The following is a 17436-nucleotide window of genomic DNA, read 5'->3' on the forward strand; positions in this document are numbered from 1 at the left end:
TTCTCCAGGCGGGTCTTCTCCGGGCGAGGCTCGCGGGCGGGTCGCGGGCGGGGCTTCTGCGAGCCGGACTTCTGCGGGCCGGGCAGGCCGGTCATCGGTGCTCGTCCGGGGGCGGGACGTCGCCGGCGAGGCTGCGGTCGATCTCGGCGCGGGTGGGCATGGAGGTGCTGGCCCCCTCCCGCTGGACCGACAGGGCCGCGGCCGCCCCGGCGAACCGGACGGCCCGGTCCGGGGACCACCGCTCGACGTGGGCGACGGCGAGCGCCCCCACGAACGTGTCACCGGCCGCCGTGGTGTCCACCGCCCGCACCTTCGGCGCCTCGACGTGCAGGGCCGGGCCGGTGCCGGGCGCGGCGGTCAGCGCGCCGCGCGACCCGAGAGTGATGATCACCCAGTCGACCCTGGCCTTCAGCTCGCGCAACGCCTCCTCGTGATCGGGCCGCCCCGTGATCGCCGCGGCCTCGTGCTCGTTGGCGACGAGGATGTCCACGGCGTCGAGCAACTCGCCGGGGAGCGGCTGGACCGGGGCGGGGGTGAGGATCACCGTCGTCCCCGCCGCCCGTGCCGCCCGGGCGGCGGCGGTGACCGCCTCGATGGGCAGTTCGAGCTGCAGGAGGAGGACGTCGGAGCGGGCGATGACCTCCAACTCGGCCTCGGAGGGGGCGGTGACGGTGCCGTTGGCGCCGGGGACCACGATGATGGAGTTGCCGCCCTGGTCGTCGACCACGATCTGAGCGATGCCGGAGACGCCGGGAACGGTGCGCAGGCCGGTGACGTCGACGCCGGACTCGGCCAGCGTACGGCGCATCTGGGGCCCGAAGGCGTCCTCGCCCACCGCGCCGAGGAAGGCCACCTCCGCGCCTGCCCGCGCGGCGGCGATGGCCTGGTTGGCGCCCTTGCCCCCGGGGACCGTGCGGAAGGCGCGGCCGGTCACGGTCTCGCCGAGCGCGGGGGCGCTCTCGACGTAGGCCACCAGGTCCATGTTGACGCTGCCGAATACCGAGATCATGATTCCTCCGTCGCCAGGGCCAGCGTGCGGATCGCCAGCTCGTCGAGGCCGATGCCGTCGAAGCCGGTCACACTGCTGGACAGCCGGTTCTTCAACGACCACCGCGGCGGGATCGCGGACGCGCCGAGCAGCGCGCCGGCGATCGAGCCCACGGTCGCCCCTGCCGAGTCGGTGTCCCAGCCGCCGGCCACCGCCCCGGCGATCGAGGCGGTGAAGTCGCCGCGGCCGTGGACCAGCGCGGCCGTGATCAGCGCGGCGTTGTTGATCGTGTGCACCCAGTGCAGGGCGCCGTGGCGTTCGTGGAGCCGGTCGACGACCCGCTCGAAGTCCGCCTCCTGGCGCGCGTCCTGCGCGGCCTGCCGTACGGCGCCGGCCAGCCGGGAGTCCGGTGGGATCACGGCGAGACCCGCGGCGACCACCTCGTCGACGGAGGAGGCCACCAGCGCCGTGGCGCACATCGCGGCCACGAACATGGAGCCGTAGATCCCGTTGGCGGTGTGACTGAGCCGGGCGTCGCGGAAGGCGAACTCCGCGGCCGTCGCCGGGTCGCCCGGATTCACCCAGCCGTAGACGTCGGCCCTGATCAGCGCGCCGATCCACTCCCGGAACGGGTTGCGGAAGGTCGCCGTGGAGACGTCCGGCCGGACGGCGGGCTCCCGTCCGCCGTCCGGCGCGTCGTGGGCGGGTGGTTCCAGGCCGGTCAGCAGGTTGCGGTAGGCGGCGCGCTCCGCGGTGAACACCCGGCCGCCGGGCAGCTCGTCCAGCCACAGCTGCGCGACGTTCTCGGTGGTGAAGTCGCGGCCGTGCCGTTCGAGCAGGGCCAGCGCGAGGAGCGGGAAGTTGAGGTCGTCGTCCTCGGGGACGCCGTCGATGTTCTCGGCGAGGCTGTTGACCGCGCTGCGCCGGTTCCACGGCCACCGCGCGCCGATCTCGGCGGGCAGGCCCTTGGCGGTGAACCAGCCCCGGATGGGCCAGTTCCCGGTCGCCTCGGCGATCGCCCTGATCCCCTCGCGGGGGATCTTCTCCACCGGCTTGCCCAGCACGCACCCGGCAGCCCGGCCGAGCCACGCCCCCAGCATCCGATCCAGGGCTCGCGGGTCCGGCTCGTCACGCGACGCGGCGCCGGCCGTCACCGGTGACGGCCGGGGGGCGGGTGGCCGGGCCGACGGCCACCGCGGGCAGGCCGCGACGATCCCGGCCAGGGTGGAGGGCTCGGGCAGCGGAGACGGGATCGCGGCGAGCTCGTCGAGCAGGTCCTCGGCCAGGCGGCGCAGCCGTACCGGGGGGACCTCGGGTGAGGCTCCCGCCCGAGGCGGGGCGCCGTGTCCCCCGGCCGCGTGCCAGCGCGCGGCGATCTCCGTCACCTCACGCCCGTCCTCGGCGGCCTGGCGCAGCTCGTGGCCGACCAGGTCCTCGGGCTGCACCCAGGTCAGCCGGATCATCCGGCGTCCCCGAGGAGGGCGGCGAAGGCGGACTCGTGAGCGCGGCGGCGCTCCAGGTCGGCGGCGTGGACGCGGCGGGCGACGCGGGCCAGGGCCAGGCCGGGGGTGACGAGGTCGGTGCGGCTGGCGGCGGAGATCCGGTCGAGCCACTCGGCGGGAACGGCCTCACGCCCGCCGAGGGCGCCGGCGATGGCGCCGCCCATGGAGGCGATGGAGTCGGCGTCGCGACCGTAGTTGACGCCACCGAGAACGGTGTCGCGGAAGTCGCCCTTGGCGATCAGCAGGAAGGCCAGGGCGAGCGGGAGCTCCTCGATGCTGTGCAGGCGGCTCGGGCGGCGGGCGCCGAGCCCCTGGTCGCGGTAGGTGTCGGCGACGGTGTCGTAGGGCTTCATGGCGGCGCGCAGCGTCTCGAAGGAGCCGTCCCAGTGGCCGAGGTCGAGAGCCGCCGAGCACACCGCGTCGATGGCCGCCTTGGTGCCGTCGCGGGCGAGCCGTACGCAGGTGGCCACCACCGAGTCGGCCGTCGCGCCGGGGCGCATGGCCTCGGCCACCGCGGCGGCGAGCACTCCGGCCGCCTCCCTGCCGTAACTGGACTGGTGGGCGCCGGCCAGCTCGATCGCCTCGGCGTAGGCGGCGTCGGGGTCGGCGGCGTTCACCACGCCGACCGGCGCCATGTACATCGCCGCACCGCAGTTGACGATGTTCCCGACCCCTGCCTCGCGGGGGTCCACGTGGCCGTAGTGCAGTCGCAGCACCAGCCACTTCTCCGCCAGGAACACCCGGTGCAGCGGCAGCGCCTCGGTCTCCAGCTCGGGGATCCAGCGTTTGTCCCCCATCATCTCCGGCACCAGGTGCTCGGCCGCCGCGTAGGCGTCCAGGTGGCCCCCGACCCGTTCGTAGACGCGGATCAGCGCGTGCGTCATCAGGGTGTCGTCGGTGATGTGGCCGTCGCCCTTGTGATAGGGGGCGATGGGCCGGGCGTTGCGCCAGTCCTCGAAGAACGGCGGGACCACGCCTTCGACGTGCCCGCCGTAGCGCTCGTGGATCTGCTCGGGCGTCCAGCCCTCGGTGGCGCCGCCGAGGGCGTCCCCGACCGCGGCGCCCGCCACGCATCCGACGGCCCTGTCCTCGAGCCCGCCCACGGTCACGCCCGCCGCGCCGCCCCCGCTCACCGGGGCGCCCGCCGGCCGCGCCGCCTGTTCACCCGATGCACTCATGCCATCCATCCCCTCGCGATGTCCAGTAGGTCAATGCCCGCCAACTCGGGCAGGCAACAGCCGGTCAGAGCGGTGCTCCACCCCCGCGGCAGTGCGTCGTGGCCGGTGAAGGCGCCGGTCAGCGCGCCGGTCAGCGCGGGCGCGGAATCCGCCGCGGCGGCAAGGCAGGCGGCGGCCGGTACGGCGGTGCGCGGCGAGCCGCCGGAGACCTCCGCCAGCGCGAGCGCCACCGGGAGCGTCTCGGCGGCGGCGACCCCGTAGCTGTAGACGTGGTCGAACAGCGCCGCGTCCAGCGCGGGCACCGCCCCGAACGGATCACCCGCCTCGCGCGCGACCGCGAGCGCGGTGCGAGCCGCGCGGCCGATCACGGTGTCGGCGGGAAGCGCGTCGAGGGCGGCCTCCACCGCCTCGCCCATCGGGCCGCCGCCCGTCAGGACGCCGATCGCCCGCGCCATCGCGACGGCCCCGAGCACGCCGTCCCCGGAGTTGGTGACCTGGGCGTCGGCCGTGGGATCGAGCCCCGCGGCCCCGAAGGCGACGGCCCGCACGACCGCGGCGTCGTCGAAGAAGTGCGGGTTGTCGTGGCCGCTGGCGGGCGGGCCGAGACCGCGCGCGAGGTTGTCCAGCGCGGTCCGCACCGAGATCCGCGCCCTGACGTCGTCCCGGCCGGCCAGGCCGGTGAACGCCTCCGCGCGGTCCTGGTCGATGGTGAGCACGGTCCAGGCGAGCCATTCGGCGTCGTCGGACGGCCCGATCACCAGCGGCGCGACCGGCTGGTTGAGCGCGAACGGCACCGGCAGCGTGGTCACCCGGTGCTCCTCGGCGAAGGCGTCGAGCTCACGGTGGAGCCGCCTGCTCCACGGCGCGTGCACCGCGGCCCGGTGCCGCGCCGACGGCCAGCCCGCCGCGTCCCCGATCGCCAGTCCGGCGAACGCCCCGAGGACCCTGTCCCCCGACATCATCGTCCTACGCCCCTTCCACGAGCTCATCGGCCACCTCGAGCACGTGCCGTCCCGCGGTCACCGGCAGGCAGCGTCCCTCGACCGGGCCGATCTGCCGCGCCCACCGCGGCGGCACCGCCGCCTCCCCGCGCCCCGCCCCGGCAAGAGCTCCGGCGATGGCGGCGGTGGTGTCGGCGTCCCGTCCCAGGTTCGCCGCGACCACCACGGACTCCTCGACCTCTCCCTCGCCCAGCAGGTAGGCGGCGAAGGCGAGGGCGACGGCTTCGGGCGCCAGGTCCGTCCACGGGTAGTGCCGGACCACCACCGCCTCGTGCAGCCGCCCGGCGACCTCGCCGGAGCCGGACGCGGGACGGCGGACGGCCTCCCGGGCGCGGTCGACGCTGCGGGCGGTCCACGAATCCTCCGGGATCACCCCGAGACCGGCCGCGACCGCCTCCTGCGGGGTGGCCCCCGCCATCGCGGCGGCCACCGCGCCGGCGACGGCGCGGCCGCCGAGGATGCCCTCGCCCGCGTTGCTCACCCGGCCGTCGACCTCCACCAGGCGGGCGGCCTCGTCCGGGTCCCCGGCGGCGAAGACGCCGTACGGCGCGGCGCGCATGGCCAGGCCGTCCGACCAGCCGTGCCGGTGCCACCGGCCGGTCAGCGGCGGCTGGAGGCCCTGCCGGAGTGCCTGGACGGTGCCGAGCTCGGAGAAGCCGGCGCCCTTCATGGGGCCGTCGACCAGGGGGATGATCTCCCGATGGTAGGCCTGGGCGACGTCCTGCGAGGTCAGCGCGTGCCCGTGCCGTACCAGCAGGGACGCCGCGAAGATGGTGTACTCGGTGTCGTCGGTGCCGCCGCCGTCGATCTCGGTCAGCCTGCCCCAGCGGGCGGCGATCTGCTCGGGCGAGAGGTTCTCCGCCGGACGCCCGAGGGCGTCGCCGGCCGCGAGGCCGAGCAGACATCCCCGGGCGCGTCCCCGATGTGTCAAGGTCACCGGTTGTACCGCTCCAGCACCTTGTCGCCCTCGTCGACCAGCTTCTTCGCCACATCGTCAAGGGTGATCTTGTCGGCGAAGTACTGCTGCAGCGTCGGCGTGGCGACCTTGGTCTTCCACTCGTCGAAGCCGTTGACCTTCAGGAACGGCGCGACGACGAGGTTCTTGCCGGACGCGGTCGCCACGTTCCAGCCGTTCTCCTCGGTCGTCATGGCGGGGTCGCCCGCCGCCTTGAGCGAGGTCGGCAGCAGCCAGTCGCCCTTGGCCAGCTTGACCTGGTTGGCACCGTTGAGGAAGAAGGACATGAACTTCAGCGACTGCTCGGGATACTTGCTGTCGGCCGCGACGGACAGGGTCTGGGAGACCGCGCCCTGCTCGGCGGTGGCGCCCTTCAGCGGCGGGAGGGCGACCCATTCGAAGCCGTCCGGCGCCTGCTCCACGACCTGCTGACGCAGGTAGACGCCGACGGGCAGCATCGCGTACTTGCCGGCGTAGAAGCCGGGCAGCGGGTCGGCGGTGCCCATGCCGAGGGCGGCGGGGTCGGCCGACTTGTCCTTGTAGAGCTGGTCGTGGATGCGCTGGAGCACCTCGCGCTCCCCGGCGCCGACCTTGACCGTCGTCTTGCCGCCGTCGGTCTGGAAGAAGGTGCCGCCGAAGTTCAGGCCCAGGTTGAGCACCTTGTTGACCGGCGACTTCATCGGCCAGGCGACGCCGTAGGAGCCACCCTTGGTGAGCTTCTTGGACACTTCGGCGAACTCGTCCCAGGTCCACGGGCTGTCCGGGGTCGGGATCCGCACGCCGGCCTTGTCGAGCAGCTTCTTGTTGGCGATGATGACCTGCGACTCCTGCAGGAACGGCACGCCGTAGACCCCCTGGCCGCCCTTGCCGTCGTCGAAGGTGACGGTGTCCCAGGCGGGCTGCGGGATGTCGCTCTTCAGCTCGGCCGGCACCTTGTCCTTGAGGTCCAGCAGGTAGCCGCGGCTGGCGAAGCCGGACAGGGCCGGGGAGTCGTCGTGGATGACGTCCGGCGGGTCACCGGCCTCGAAGGAGGTGACGAGCTGGTCGTTGACGTTGTCCCAGCTGCCCTGGATGTATTCGACCTGGATCTTGGGGTTCGCCTTGTTCCACTCGGCGACCAGCTCCTTGTTGGCGGCGATCGACTCCTTCTGCCAGGCGAGGCTCTGGAACTTGATCTTCACCGGCTGGTCGGGGGCGGCCGCGGGCGATTCCGAGGCGCATCCGGCGGCGAGCACGAGGAGGCCTGCGGCCAGCGCTGTCCTCATACGCATATGACTTCTCCTATCGGGGGGTGGGGCTATCCCTTGACGGCCCCGGCCATCAGGCCGGACTTCAACCGCCGCTGGATGACTGCGAAGAACATCAGACTCGGGATCGTCGCCAGGAGTGAGGCCGCCGCGAGCGGCCCGAGCCGTACGACCCCCTCGGCGCCGGTGAACTTCACCAGCGTCAGCGGCAGAGTCGCCACATCCGGATCCTTGAGGACGATCAGGGCGAACAAGAACTCGTTCCAGGAGGAGATGAACGCGAACAGCAGGGTCGCGACCACTCCCGGGGCGAGCAGCGGGGCGACGATGCTCAGCAGCGACCGCACCCGACCGGCGCCGTCCACCGCCGCCGCCTCCTCCAGCTCACGCGGTACGGCGCGCACGTAGCCCTGGAGCATCCACAGCGCGAACGGCAGGGTGAAGGTGACGTGCACGACGGTCAGACCGGGCAGCGTGTTGACCAGGTCCAGCCTGCGCAGCACCATGAACAGCGGGATGATGATCAGGATGAACGGGAAGACCTGGCTGACCAGCACCCATCCGATCGCGATCCGGTTGACCATCGAGCGGTAGCGGGCCAGCGCGTAGGCGGCGGGCATCGCCAGGACCACGGTGAGCACCGCGCTGGCCACCGCCACCACGAGGCTGCGCAACCCGCTGCCGACGAGGTCCTGCTCGCCGAAGGCGTCGGCGAAGTTGGCCAGCGTCGGCGCGCGCGGGATCCACGTCGGGTGCAGGCTCGCCATCTCCTGCGGCGTCTTCAGCGCGGTGGACAGCAGCCAGAGCAGCGGGAACGCCAGGAAGACGACGTAGCCGGCCAGGGCCAGGTAACGCAGTGCCCTACCCATGTCAGCTCGCCTCCCGCATCTGCCGCCAGAGATAGACGCCGAGCACGGCCAGCACGACGATCACGATCGCCACGCCCAGGGTGGCCGCGTAGCCGAAGAAGCCGTAGCGGAAGGCCTCCTCGTAGGCGAAGAGCATGGGCAGCCGGGTCTGCCCGCCGGGACCGCCCTGGGTGAGCACGTAGACCAGGCCGAACTGGTTGATGTTCCAGACGAAGTCGAGTGAGGTGATGGCCACGACGACCGGGCGGAGCTGGGGCAGGGTGATGCTCCAGAACCGGCGCCAGACACCCGCCCCGTCCACCTCGACCGCCTCGTAGAGCTCCTTGGGGACGCTCTGCAGCCCGGCCAGCAGCACCACCGTGGTCTGCGGCATGCCGGTCCAGATCCCGACGACGATCACCGCGGGCAGCGCGATGGAGAAGTCGTTGAGCCAGTCGATCTCGGTGCCCAGCATGCTGTTGAGGATTCCGGCGTCCGGGTGGTAGACCAGCCGCCACATCAGCCCGATGACCACCGGCGGCATCGCCCACGGCACCAGTGCCAGCACCCGGGCGAACCCCCGGAACCGCAGGTCCTGGTTGAGCAGCAGCGCCAGCCCCAGAGAGGCCAGGAACTGCAGCACGGTCACCGAGACCGCCCAGACCATACCGATCCGGAACGACGCCCAGAAGTCCCCGTCGGCCAGGAGATCCCCGAAGTTCGACAGTCCGACGAACGAGGTGACCGCGTTGCGGCCGGAGCGCGCGTCGGTGAAGGCCAGGAAGATCCCGTAGAGCAGCGGTCCCACGCTGAACACCAGCACGGGCACCAGCGCCGGCAGCATCAGCAGCAGCGCCTCGCGTCCCTGCCGGTCGCGCCGCCGAGGCTTTCCCGGCGTCGCCGTCCTGACCGGCCGGTCTGCGGTGAGGGTCATGGCGTCTCCTCTCCCACGGTCGAGGCCCGGACCATCAGGCGGGGCGGCACGGTGACCACCCGGGGGTCCCGCTCGCCGTCGCCGAGACGCTCCAGGAGCAGCTCCGCCGCCAGCCGGCCGCGCTCGGCCGAACCGAGGGAGATGCTGGTCAGCGCGGGCCAGGCGACGGCGGCCAGGTCGATGTCGTCCATGCCGGCCACCGCCACGTCCTCCGGCACCCGCCGGCCCGCCCGGCGCAGCACGTCCAGGGCGCCGAGCGCGATCAGGTCGTTGGCGCACATGATCGCGTCCAGGTCGGGCGCCCTGGCCAGCAGCCGGCCCACCGCGTCCGCCCCCTCGGCGCGGTAGAAGTCGCCGATCTCCACCAGGTTCTCGTCGTACGGCAGGCCGAGGTCGGCCAGGCCCTCGGCGTAGGCCGTGGATCGGGCCGAGCCGGGGACGGTGTCCAGCGGGCCGTTGACGAATCCGATCCTGCGGCGTCCGAGGGAGTGGAGATGGTCGAGCGCCAGCCGCACACCGGTGCGCGAGTCGGTGCGGACGTTGTCCACCCTCGTGCCGTCCGGCACCGAGCCGATGATGACGACGGGAGCGCGGGCCGCCTCGACGGCCTGCAGGTGTGCCTCGCCGATCCGCAGCGGGATCATGATGAGCCCGTCCACGTAGCGCTCGCCGAGACTGCGGAGCACCTCGATCTCCTCGGCCACGTCCGCGTTCGTGGAGTGCAGCACGAGGCGGTAGCCCGCGGCCTTCAGCACCGGCTGGATCTCGCGGACCATCGCCAGGTAGACCGGGTTCCCGATGTCGGCCATCGCGAAGGCCACCTGGTTGGTCCGGCGCGACTTCAGCGAGCGGGCCACCGAGTTGGGGACGTAGCCCAGCTCGTCGGCCGCGCTGAGCACCCGGCGCACGGTGTCCTCGCGGGTCGGCAGCCCGTTGAGCACGCGGGAGACCGAGGCGATCGAGACACCCGCCCGCTCCGCGATCGTGGTGATCGTGGGCCCGTCGCTCACAGAGACCACACCTTTCTGTAAACGTTTACGAAGATCTTGAACGATTTCCTGAAAACGTTTACGGGGTTAGGGACATGTAACTCGCCCGTAACAGACAACGTCAAGTAACGATCGAGCAACGGCATGTCAGAGGGGTCCTCGCCACTAGAGGGACTCCGATCGAACCACGCCCCGGGGCGGCCCCGGGAACGGATCGACCGCCAGGCCGCACTCACCTCGGGCGGAGAGCCGCCCTACCGCGCCCACCCCGGACGGAGGGCCGCCACCCGGGCCGGCAGGCGGGGGCGCCGAGGTGGATCCGGTTCATCCCGGCGGGCCGCCGGGCGGGGCGCCACGGCGGATCCAATTCATCCCGGTAATTAAGAATGCACACCGGCACGCCTTTTGTCTTTTCGATTTTGTCATTCGCTGAACTCTTCAACGGTGCCGCCAACGAAAGGCCGGGTACGCACGGATCGGCCATTCCATTCGGAAAAAGCGGCGACGGGAACGGAACCGACTTTTCGAGGATCCGGCCTCAGGAGAAAAGCGTCGAATGGGGACCAGCCACTCGTTCACTGCCATCTCCACTGATTCACAAATTGAAGCCGTATATCCGATTCAGCTGTTCATGAGTTCATCAGGAGGATCCGTGCGGCATCTTCGACGACGCGCACCGCTGGCCGCCGCCATCGGCATCGTCGCCGCTGCTCTCACCGGTGCCACGGCCCAGGCCGGCACCGCCCCCCACATGATCTCCGGGCCGTCCGTGCCACCGGCCGGCGACCCGGGCACCCCGCCGATCACCATGCAGGTCACCGTGCCGGCCGCCGCCGTGCCGGTCACCATGCCGGCCGCCATGCCGACCGCCGTGCCGGTCACCGCCATGCCGGTCACCGCCGTGCCGGTCACCGCCGTGCCGGTCACCGCGTCCGCCGCGGCAGCCGCAGCCGCCCGTCCGGCGGCCCCCGGCCAGGCACCGCTCGCGGCGACGGCCAAGCCCGCCAAGCCGGTCTGCGGGCCGCCGTACCTCGACGACGACCCGAACCTCGGGCCGAGGTATCTTCCCGACGACGGACCGCTCGGCAAGATCCTGCGCGACTACAAACCGCTGAACAAGCTCTCGCCTCAGGAGTTCATCGACCGCTACTGGGACGAGAGCGCCGGCGCCTGGCGCTACCCGCAGGACTACGGCTTCGCCCACTCCGGCGGCTACTCCAACGGCAAACTGCTGATCAGGACCGTGACGCTGCCGGTCGGCACCGATCTCGACCGCTTCGGCGGCGAGAAGGGCGCCTTCGTCTCGCCGCTGGGCGCCTCCTATGTCGGCCGCGCCCTGCCTCCGAGCAATCTCAACACCTATGCGGCGGCCCCGAAATACCTGTGCAGCTATCACACCTACAAGGTGGTGAAAGAGTTCAAAGTAGACGGCGGCCCGGCCACGGCGGCGTTCGAGCAGGAGGGCGCGGCCAAGCAGTACCACCTGGTCAGCAAATACATTCCCGAAGCTCCCCAGACGTCCAAGGAGCTGTCGGTGGAATGGCTGCTCAACAACGGATACCTGAAAGCGACCAACTGAACGGCCGCCGGATCCGGCGGCCCCCACGCGCGATGCGCCACACCACGCCGCGGCGGGGTCAGGAGCGCAGGTAGGCCAGCACCGCGAGCACCCGGCGGTGCTGGTCGCCGTCCTCGGCGTACAGGCCGAGTTTGGCGAAGATGCTCCGGATGTGCTTTTCCACCGCTCCATCGCTGACCACGAGCTGGCGGCCGATGGCCGGATTGGACCTGCCCTCCGCCATCAGGCCGAGCACCTCGCGTTCCCGGGGGGTGAGCAGGGCGAGGGGGTCGTCACGGCGGCGCCGTACCATCAGCTGAGCCACCACCTGCGGGTCGAAGACCGTTCCGCCGGCAGCGACGGTGCGCAGGCTTCCCATGAAGTCGTCCACGTCCACGACACGGTCCTTGAGCAGGTATCCCACCGCGCCTCTGGCGTCGGCGAGCAGGTCGTCGGCATAGGACACCTCCACGTACTGCGACAGGATCAGCACCGGCGCGCCCGGCACCTGCCGGCGCGCCTCGACCGCCGCCCGCAGCCCCTCGTCGGTGAAGCTGGGCGGCATCCGGACATCCACCACCGAGACGTCCGGCCGATGCTCGGCGACGGCCTTCACCAGGCCGTCGCCGTCCCCGACCGCCGCCACCACCTCGCAGCCGAACTCCTCGAGCAGCCTGATCAGGCCCTCTCTGATCAGCACTGCGTCGTCGGCCACGACTACCCGCACGGCACCTCCGCCACGATCACCGTCGGCCCGCCCACCGGTGAGTTCACCGCGATCTCCCCGTCGACCGCCTTCAGGCGGTCGGCGAGGCCGGACAGGCCGTGTCCCTTGGCGACGTGCGCGCCGCCGACCCCATCATCCCCGATCGTCAGCATCAGAACGCCCCCGCTCTTGCTCAGCGTCACCGTGCAGACGGTGGCGTGGCTGTGCTTGGCGACGTTGGTCAGGGACTCCGCGACCACGAAGTAGACGGTGTTCTCCACCGCCGCCGCGAAGCGGCCGACGACCTGCACGTCCAGCTCGACCGGGATCGTGCAGCGGCTGGCCAGCGCGGCGAGCGCCGGGGCCAGGCCACGGTCGGTCAGGATCGGCGGAGCGATGCCGCGCGAGAGCGCGCGCAGCTCGTCCAGGGTCTCCCGGGTCGAGGTGATGGCCTGGCTGAGCATCTGCTCGACCGCCTGCGGGTCGCGCTGGAGCTGGCGCTGGGCCCGCGACAGGTCCATCGCCAGGGAGACCAGGCGCTGCTGCGGCCCGTCATGGATGTCACGCTCCAGCCGCCGCAGCGCGTTGGCCTCGGCCGAGACCGCCGCGGCCCGGCTCTCGGACAGATCGTCGATGCGCTCCTGCAACTCGGCGACGCCGGTCAGCAGTGCCCGGCCCAGCCCTGCTTTGGTCAGCGCGGCACCGCGCACGATCACCGGAAGGGTCAGCGCGAACAGCACGCCGATGACGGTGTTGACGACCACGTCGATCCACGCCTCGTCGCCGAACCCGAGCAGGTAGGCCAGCCCGTGGTTGCCGGGGATGCTCGCGGTGATCCAGCCGTAGAGCGGGGAGGTGAGGCCCAGGATCGTCCCGGCCCACCAGACCACGGTGAAGACGAACGTCACGATGGAGATCGGGAAGGCCACGATCCCGTAGAGCAGGTCGAGCCACGACTGCCCGTTGGTCAGCGGGTTGGCCATCCGCCGGAACCAGCCGGCCGTCTCCGGAGCCGACCGGTAGCGGGGCCGGGGCACCGCGCGGCCCAGCACCTCGGGCAGCGTCCGCCGCTCCATGTCGGCCATGCCTCGCGCCACCAGCAGCGTCATCGCCAGGATCGGCACGCCGACCCACACGATCATCGTGCCGACCCCCGCGGCGAAACCCGTCACCATCAGGCAGAAGAAGACGACGGCGATGGGGAAACCCGCGATCAGGTAGCGGGTGTCGGCGCCGATGCGGCGCAGGAGCGTTCTCATGGCGTCAACGCTACGAGCCCGGCGGGTCCGCTTCGACCCGGTGCGCCACCGTGCCGGGGTAGGGCCAGCACTACCCCGGACAGGGGGGCGATCCGAAGCGGAAGACTGCTGCGGGCGTGACTGCGCCGGACGGGGCGCGCGCGGGAGGGTCGAGGCACCGCTCCCCCGACGAATCGAGACCTCCCATGACCGCCGTCATCTCCCGCCCGGCAGCCCGTACGGCCGTCCCCCGCGTGACCGTCCGTACGGCCGTCCCCCGTCAGACGGCCCCGCCGGGACGTGATGTGTTCATCGACGTGCTGCGCCTGTTCGGCATGGCCCTGGTGGTGCTGCAGCACTGGAGCATGCCGGTGCTGTCCTTCGCCGACGGCCGGATCTCCACCGGCAACGCGCTGTCCACCGGTGGCGCCTGGATGATCACCTGGATCAGCCAGGTGATGCCGCTGGTCTTCTTCGCGGGCGGTGCGGCCAACGCGATCGGCTGGCGCGGCTCGGTACGGCGCGGCGGCACGGCTTCGGCCTGGCTGGCGGTGCGGCTGCGCCGCCTGACCTGGCCGGTGCTGCCGCTGGCGGCGGTGTGGGTGCCGCTGCCCCACCTGCTGCTGGCCGCCGGCATGCCGCAGCAGCCGGTGGTCACGGCCTCGCGCCTGGCCGGGCAGCTGCTCTGGTTCCTGGCGATCTACCTGGTCGCGGTGGCACTGACCCTGCCGATGCTCCGGCTCAACATGCGTTACGGCTGGCGGGTGCCGGCGGCGCTGATGGCGGGGGCCGTCGTGGTGGACGTCGCCCGGTTCGCCAGCGGCCTGGACGCCATCGGGTTCCTCAACATCGGGCTGGTCTGGCTGGCGGTGCACCAGCTCGGCTTCCTCTACGCCGACGGCCGCCTGGGCCGCCCGTGGGTCATGGCGCTGACCGGGTACGGCCTGGCCGCGGCGCTGGTGGCCTTCGGGCCCTATCCGGGCAGCATGATCGGGATGCCGGGAGCGGCCGTCTCCAACATGGCCCCGCCCACGATCGCGCTGCTCGCGGTGGCGATCGGCCAGATCGGGCTGGCGGTGGCGCTGCGCCGGTGGATCGTGGCTTTCGCGCGGTGGCCGTGGGTGTCGCGGGTGCTCGCCTGGGCGGCTCCGCGGATGATGACCGTCTACCTGTGGCACATGAGCGCGATGTTCGTCGTCACCTCGGTGGTCGTGGTGGGTCTGGGCGTCTCCACCCCGCGACCGGGCTCCTCGGCCTGGCTGTCGGGCTGGCCGCACTGGCTGCTCGCGCTCGCCCTGGCCATGTATCCGCTGCTGCGGTGCCTCGCCCGGTTCGAGACGCCCGCGCAGGCCCCGCCGTACGGCGGGGGGATGGCACGGACCGTGGCGGCCATGGCGCTGGCAGGGGTGGGCCTGCTCATCCTCACGGCGATCGGTTTCGTCCCGGGACCGGCGCCGGTGCTCGCTACGGGGATGATGCTGGCGGCCCTGGCGCTGATCCGGCACCGGCCCGGCGCCGCCCCGGTGCCGGATCAGCATTGCCCCGGTGCCGACCCGGCGCCGGCCCGGCGATGACTCGGCGCTGACTGGGCGCTGACCTGGTCCGCGGCCCGGCCCCGGTCTGCGGCACCATCCGCCAAGTCCTCTTGATCATAATTTGATGTGATTTGAGCAGATAGCCATGCGCCGCGTCACCCATTCTGTGCAAGATGTGATCGCATCCGTTGCCCGAGCCGGTCCGACCACCGTCAGTTCTTCGGCAGTATTGAAGGGTGAGCCTTGTAGATCGCCTGCCAGAAGAGATCGACGCCGACCCCGATGCCATCTTCGACGCGTTCGTCGAGTGGAACTCCGAGCGGGGGCTCACCCTCTATCCGGCGCAGGAGGAGGCGCTGATCGAGGTCGTCTCCGGAAACAACCTGATCCTGGCCACCCCGACCGGGTCGGGTAAGAGCCTGGTGGCGGCCGGAGCGCACTTCGCCGCGCTGACCCGGGACGTGCGCACCTTCTACACCGCGCCGATCAAGGCGCTGGTGTCGGAGAAGTTCTTCGACCTGTGCGCGCTGTTCGGCACCGAGAACGTCGGCATGATGACCGGTGACGCGAGCGTGAACCCCGGTGCGCCGATCATCTGCTGCACCGCCGAGATCCTCGCCAACGTCGCGCTGCGCGACGGCGCCCAGGCCGACATCGGCCAGGTCGTGATGGACGAGTTCCACTTCTACGCCGAGCCCGACCGTGGCTGGGCCTGGCAGGTGCCGCTGCTGGAGCTGCCGAACGTGCAGTTCGTCCTGATGTCGGCGACCCTCGGCGACGTGAGCCGCTTCGAGGAGGACCTGACCCGGCGCACCGGCAGGCCCACCGCCGTGGTCAAGCACGCCGAACGCCCGGTCCCGCTGGTCTACTCCTACCGGCTCACCCCCCTCCACGAGACCCTGGAGGAGATGCTCACCACCAACCAGGCGCCCGTCTACGTCGTCCACTTCACCCAGGCCGCGGCCATGGAGCGGGCGCAGGCGCTGATGAGCATCAACATGTCCACCAAGGCCGAGAAGGAGGCCATCGCCACCCTCATCGGCAATTTCCGCTTCACCACCAAGTTCGGCCGGGCGCTGTCGCGTCTCGTACGGCACGGCATCGGCGTGCACCATGCCGGGATGCTCCCCAAATACCGCCGCCTGGTGGAGCGGCTCGCCCAGGCCGGCCTGCTGAAGGTCATCTGCGGCACCGACACGCTCGGCGTCGGCGTCAACGTGCCGATCAGGACGGTGCTGTTCACGGCCCTGTCGAAATACGACGGCAACCGGGTCCGGCGGCTGCGCGCCCGCGAGTTCCACCAGATCGCCGGGCGGGCCGGCCGGGCCGGCTTCGACACCATCGGCTACGTCGTCTGCCAGGCTCCCGACCACGTCGTCGAGAACGAGAAGGCCCTGGCCAAGATCGGCGACGACCCCAAGCGGCGGCGCGGTTACGCCCGCAAGAAGCCGCCGGAGGGCTTCGTCGGCTGGAGCGAGGAGACCTTCGAGAAGTTGCAGAGCGCCGAGCCCGAGCCGCTCAACTCCCGGTTCAAGGTCAGCAACGCGATGCTGCTCGCGGTGATCAACCGCCCGGGCGACTGCTATTCGGCGATGCGTCACCTGCTCACCGACAACCACGAGGACCGCAAGTCGCAGCGGCGCCACATCGGCCAGACCATCGCGATCTACCGCTCGCTGCTGGCCGGCGGCGTGGTGGAGAAGCTCGCCGAGCCCGACGAGCAGGGCCGGATGGCCCGCCTGACCGTCGACCTGCAGGAGGACTTCGCGCTCAACCAGGCACTGTCCACCTTCGCGCTGGCCAGCCTCGAACTGCTCGACATGGAGTCGCCGAACTACGCCCTGGACATGGTCTCGATCATCGAGTCCATCCTCGACGATCCGCGCCAGATCCTGTCGGCGCAGCTCAACAAGGCCCGTGGCGAAGCCGTGGCGCAGATGAAGGCCGACGGCATCGAATACGAGGAGCGGATGGAGCTCCTCAACGAGGTCACCTATCCCATGCCGCTGGCCGACCTGCTGCTGGGCGCCTACGAGACCTACCGGCGCGGCCATCCCTGGGTCGGCGACTACACCGTCAGCCCCAAGACCGTCGTGCGGGACATGTACGAGCGGGCGATGACCTTCGCCGACTACGTCCAGTTCTACGAGCTGGCCCGGTCCGAGGGCACCGTCCTGCGCTACCTCGCCGACGCCTACCGCACCCTGTCGCGGACCATCCCCGAGCATCTCAAGACCGAGGATCTCATCGACCTCATCGAGTGGCTCGGCGAGCTGGTGCGTCAGGTCGACTCCAGTCTCCTCGACGAGTGGGAGCAGCTGCAGAACCCGAGCGGCGAGCTGGAGGCGCCCTCCCTGGAGGAGACCACCAAGCCGGTCACCGCCAACACCCGCGCCTTCCGGGTGCTGGTCCGCAACGCGATGTTCCGCCTGGTCGAGCTGGCATCCCTGGAGAGGGAGACGGAGCTGGCCGAGCTGGCACCGGATGTGGACTGGGGCGCCGCCCTCGACGCCTACTACGACGACCACGAGGAGATCGGCACCGGCCCGGACGCCCGGGGTCCGGGCCTGCTGCGGATCGAGGAGGAGAAGGAGTTCTGGCGGGTCCGTCAGGTCATCGCCGATCCGGCGGGCGACGGCGACTGGGGCCTCGACGCCCAGGTGGACCTGGCCGCCTCCGACGAGGAGGGCCGCGCCGTGGTCCACGTCATCGGCCTGAACCGCCTCTGACCCCACGGAAGCCGGCCCGGACGCGTCC

14 protein-coding genes are annotated in these 17436 nt (G+C 71.5%); 3 read left to right on the forward strand and 11 right to left on the reverse strand.

Translation table 11 applies throughout. The features are described from left to right. Positions 1 to 91: 91 nt before the first annotated feature. The 9 genes from rbsK to ACQPYK_RS32250 are packed head-to-tail and all read right to left on the reverse strand — an operon-like array spanning position 92 to position 9663. Positions 92 to 1009 carry a ribokinase gene (gene rbsK / locus ACQPYK_RS32210; protein WP_433239197.1) on the reverse strand — a complete coding sequence of 306 codons (918 nt, stop codon included), beginning with the start codon at positions 1007 to 1009 and terminating at the stop codon, positions 92 to 94. Next, positions 1006 to 2451: an ADP-ribosylglycohydrolase family protein gene (locus tag ACQPYK_RS32215; protein WP_433239200.1), complete on the reverse strand. Its 1446-nt coding sequence runs from the start codon at positions 2449 to 2451 to the stop codon at positions 1006 to 1008. The genes rbsK and ACQPYK_RS32215 overlap by 4 nt, the downstream gene beginning before the upstream one ends. After that, positions 2448 to 3668, reverse strand: a complete 1221-nt coding sequence (locus tag ACQPYK_RS32220) for an ADP-ribosylglycohydrolase family protein (protein ID WP_433239203.1) — start codon at positions 3666 to 3668, stop codon at positions 2448 to 2450. The genes ACQPYK_RS32215 and ACQPYK_RS32220 overlap by 4 nt, the downstream gene beginning before the upstream one ends. After that, on the reverse strand, positions 3665 to 4657 hold the full coding sequence (locus ACQPYK_RS32225) for an ADP-ribosylglycohydrolase family protein (protein WP_433239206.1): 993 nt from the start codon (positions 4655 to 4657) through the stop codon (positions 3665 to 3667). The genes ACQPYK_RS32220 and ACQPYK_RS32225 overlap by 4 nt, the downstream gene beginning before the upstream one ends. Next, positions 4635 to 5606 carry an ADP-ribosylglycohydrolase family protein gene (locus ACQPYK_RS32230; RefSeq protein ID WP_433239209.1) on the reverse strand — a complete coding sequence of 324 codons (972 nt, stop codon included), beginning with the start codon at positions 5604 to 5606 and terminating at the stop codon, positions 4635 to 4637. The genes ACQPYK_RS32225 and ACQPYK_RS32230 overlap by 23 nt, the downstream gene beginning before the upstream one ends. Continuing rightward, the gene (locus tag ACQPYK_RS32235) at positions 5603 to 6895 is read right to left on the reverse strand and encodes an ABC transporter substrate-binding protein (RefSeq protein ID WP_433239212.1); all 1293 of its coding nucleotides are present in this window, start codon (positions 6893 to 6895) and stop codon (positions 5603 to 5605) included. The genes ACQPYK_RS32230 and ACQPYK_RS32235 overlap by 4 nt, the downstream gene beginning before the upstream one ends. A 26-nt stretch (positions 6896 to 6921) precedes the next feature. Further along, positions 6922 to 7740: a carbohydrate ABC transporter permease gene (locus ACQPYK_RS32240; protein ID WP_433239215.1), complete on the reverse strand. Its 819-nt coding sequence runs from the start codon at positions 7738 to 7740 to the stop codon at positions 6922 to 6924. Position 7741: 1 nt separating this feature from the next. Further along, positions 7742 to 8653 (reverse strand): carbohydrate ABC transporter permease, encoded by a 912-nt coding sequence (locus tag ACQPYK_RS32245; RefSeq protein ID WP_433239218.1) that lies wholly within the window; start codon positions 8651 to 8653, stop codon positions 7742 to 7744. Continuing rightward, positions 8650 to 9663 (reverse strand): LacI family DNA-binding transcriptional regulator, encoded by a 1014-nt coding sequence (locus ACQPYK_RS32250; protein ID WP_433239221.1) that lies wholly within the window; start codon positions 9661 to 9663, stop codon positions 8650 to 8652. Before ACQPYK_RS32250 ends, ACQPYK_RS32245 begins: the two co-directional genes overlap by 4 nt. Positions 9664 to 10294: 631 nt before the next feature. Between ACQPYK_RS32250 and ACQPYK_RS32255 the strand changes: the two genes are divergently transcribed. After that, positions 10295 to 11221, forward strand: coding sequence for a TNT domain-containing protein (locus ACQPYK_RS32255; protein WP_433239224.1), 927 nt, complete (start codon positions 10295 to 10297; stop codon positions 11219 to 11221). Between the two features lie 58 nt (positions 11222 to 11279). On the opposite strand, the gene ACQPYK_RS32260 is transcribed toward ACQPYK_RS32255, so the two are convergent. Continuing rightward, positions 11280 to 11927, reverse strand: coding sequence for a response regulator (locus ACQPYK_RS32260; protein ID WP_433239227.1), 648 nt, complete (start codon positions 11925 to 11927; stop codon positions 11280 to 11282). Next, positions 11918 to 13165 carry a sensor histidine kinase gene (locus ACQPYK_RS32265; RefSeq protein WP_433239230.1) on the reverse strand — a complete coding sequence of 416 codons (1248 nt, stop codon included), beginning with the start codon at positions 13163 to 13165 and terminating at the stop codon, positions 11918 to 11920. The genes ACQPYK_RS32260 and ACQPYK_RS32265 overlap by 10 nt, the downstream gene beginning before the upstream one ends. A 185-nt stretch (positions 13166 to 13350) precedes the next feature. Here ACQPYK_RS32265 and ACQPYK_RS32270 point away from each other — a divergent pair, with 185 nt between their 5' ends. After that, the gene (locus tag ACQPYK_RS32270; RefSeq protein WP_433239233.1) at positions 13351 to 14718 is read left to right on the forward strand and encodes an acyltransferase family protein; all 1368 of its coding nucleotides are present in this window, start codon (positions 13351 to 13353) and stop codon (positions 14716 to 14718) included. Between the two features lie 197 nt (positions 14719 to 14915). Next, the gene (locus tag ACQPYK_RS32275) at positions 14916 to 17408 is read left to right on the forward strand and encodes a DEAD/DEAH box helicase (RefSeq protein WP_433239236.1); all 2493 of its coding nucleotides are present in this window, start codon (positions 14916 to 14918) and stop codon (positions 17406 to 17408) included. Positions 17409 to 17436 lie beyond the last annotated feature (28 nt).

It is taken from the genome of Streptosporangium sp. CA-135522 (assembly GCF_050949235.1).
Taxonomy (GTDB): domain Bacteria; phylum Actinomycetota; class Actinomycetes; order Streptosporangiales; family Streptosporangiaceae; genus Streptosporangium.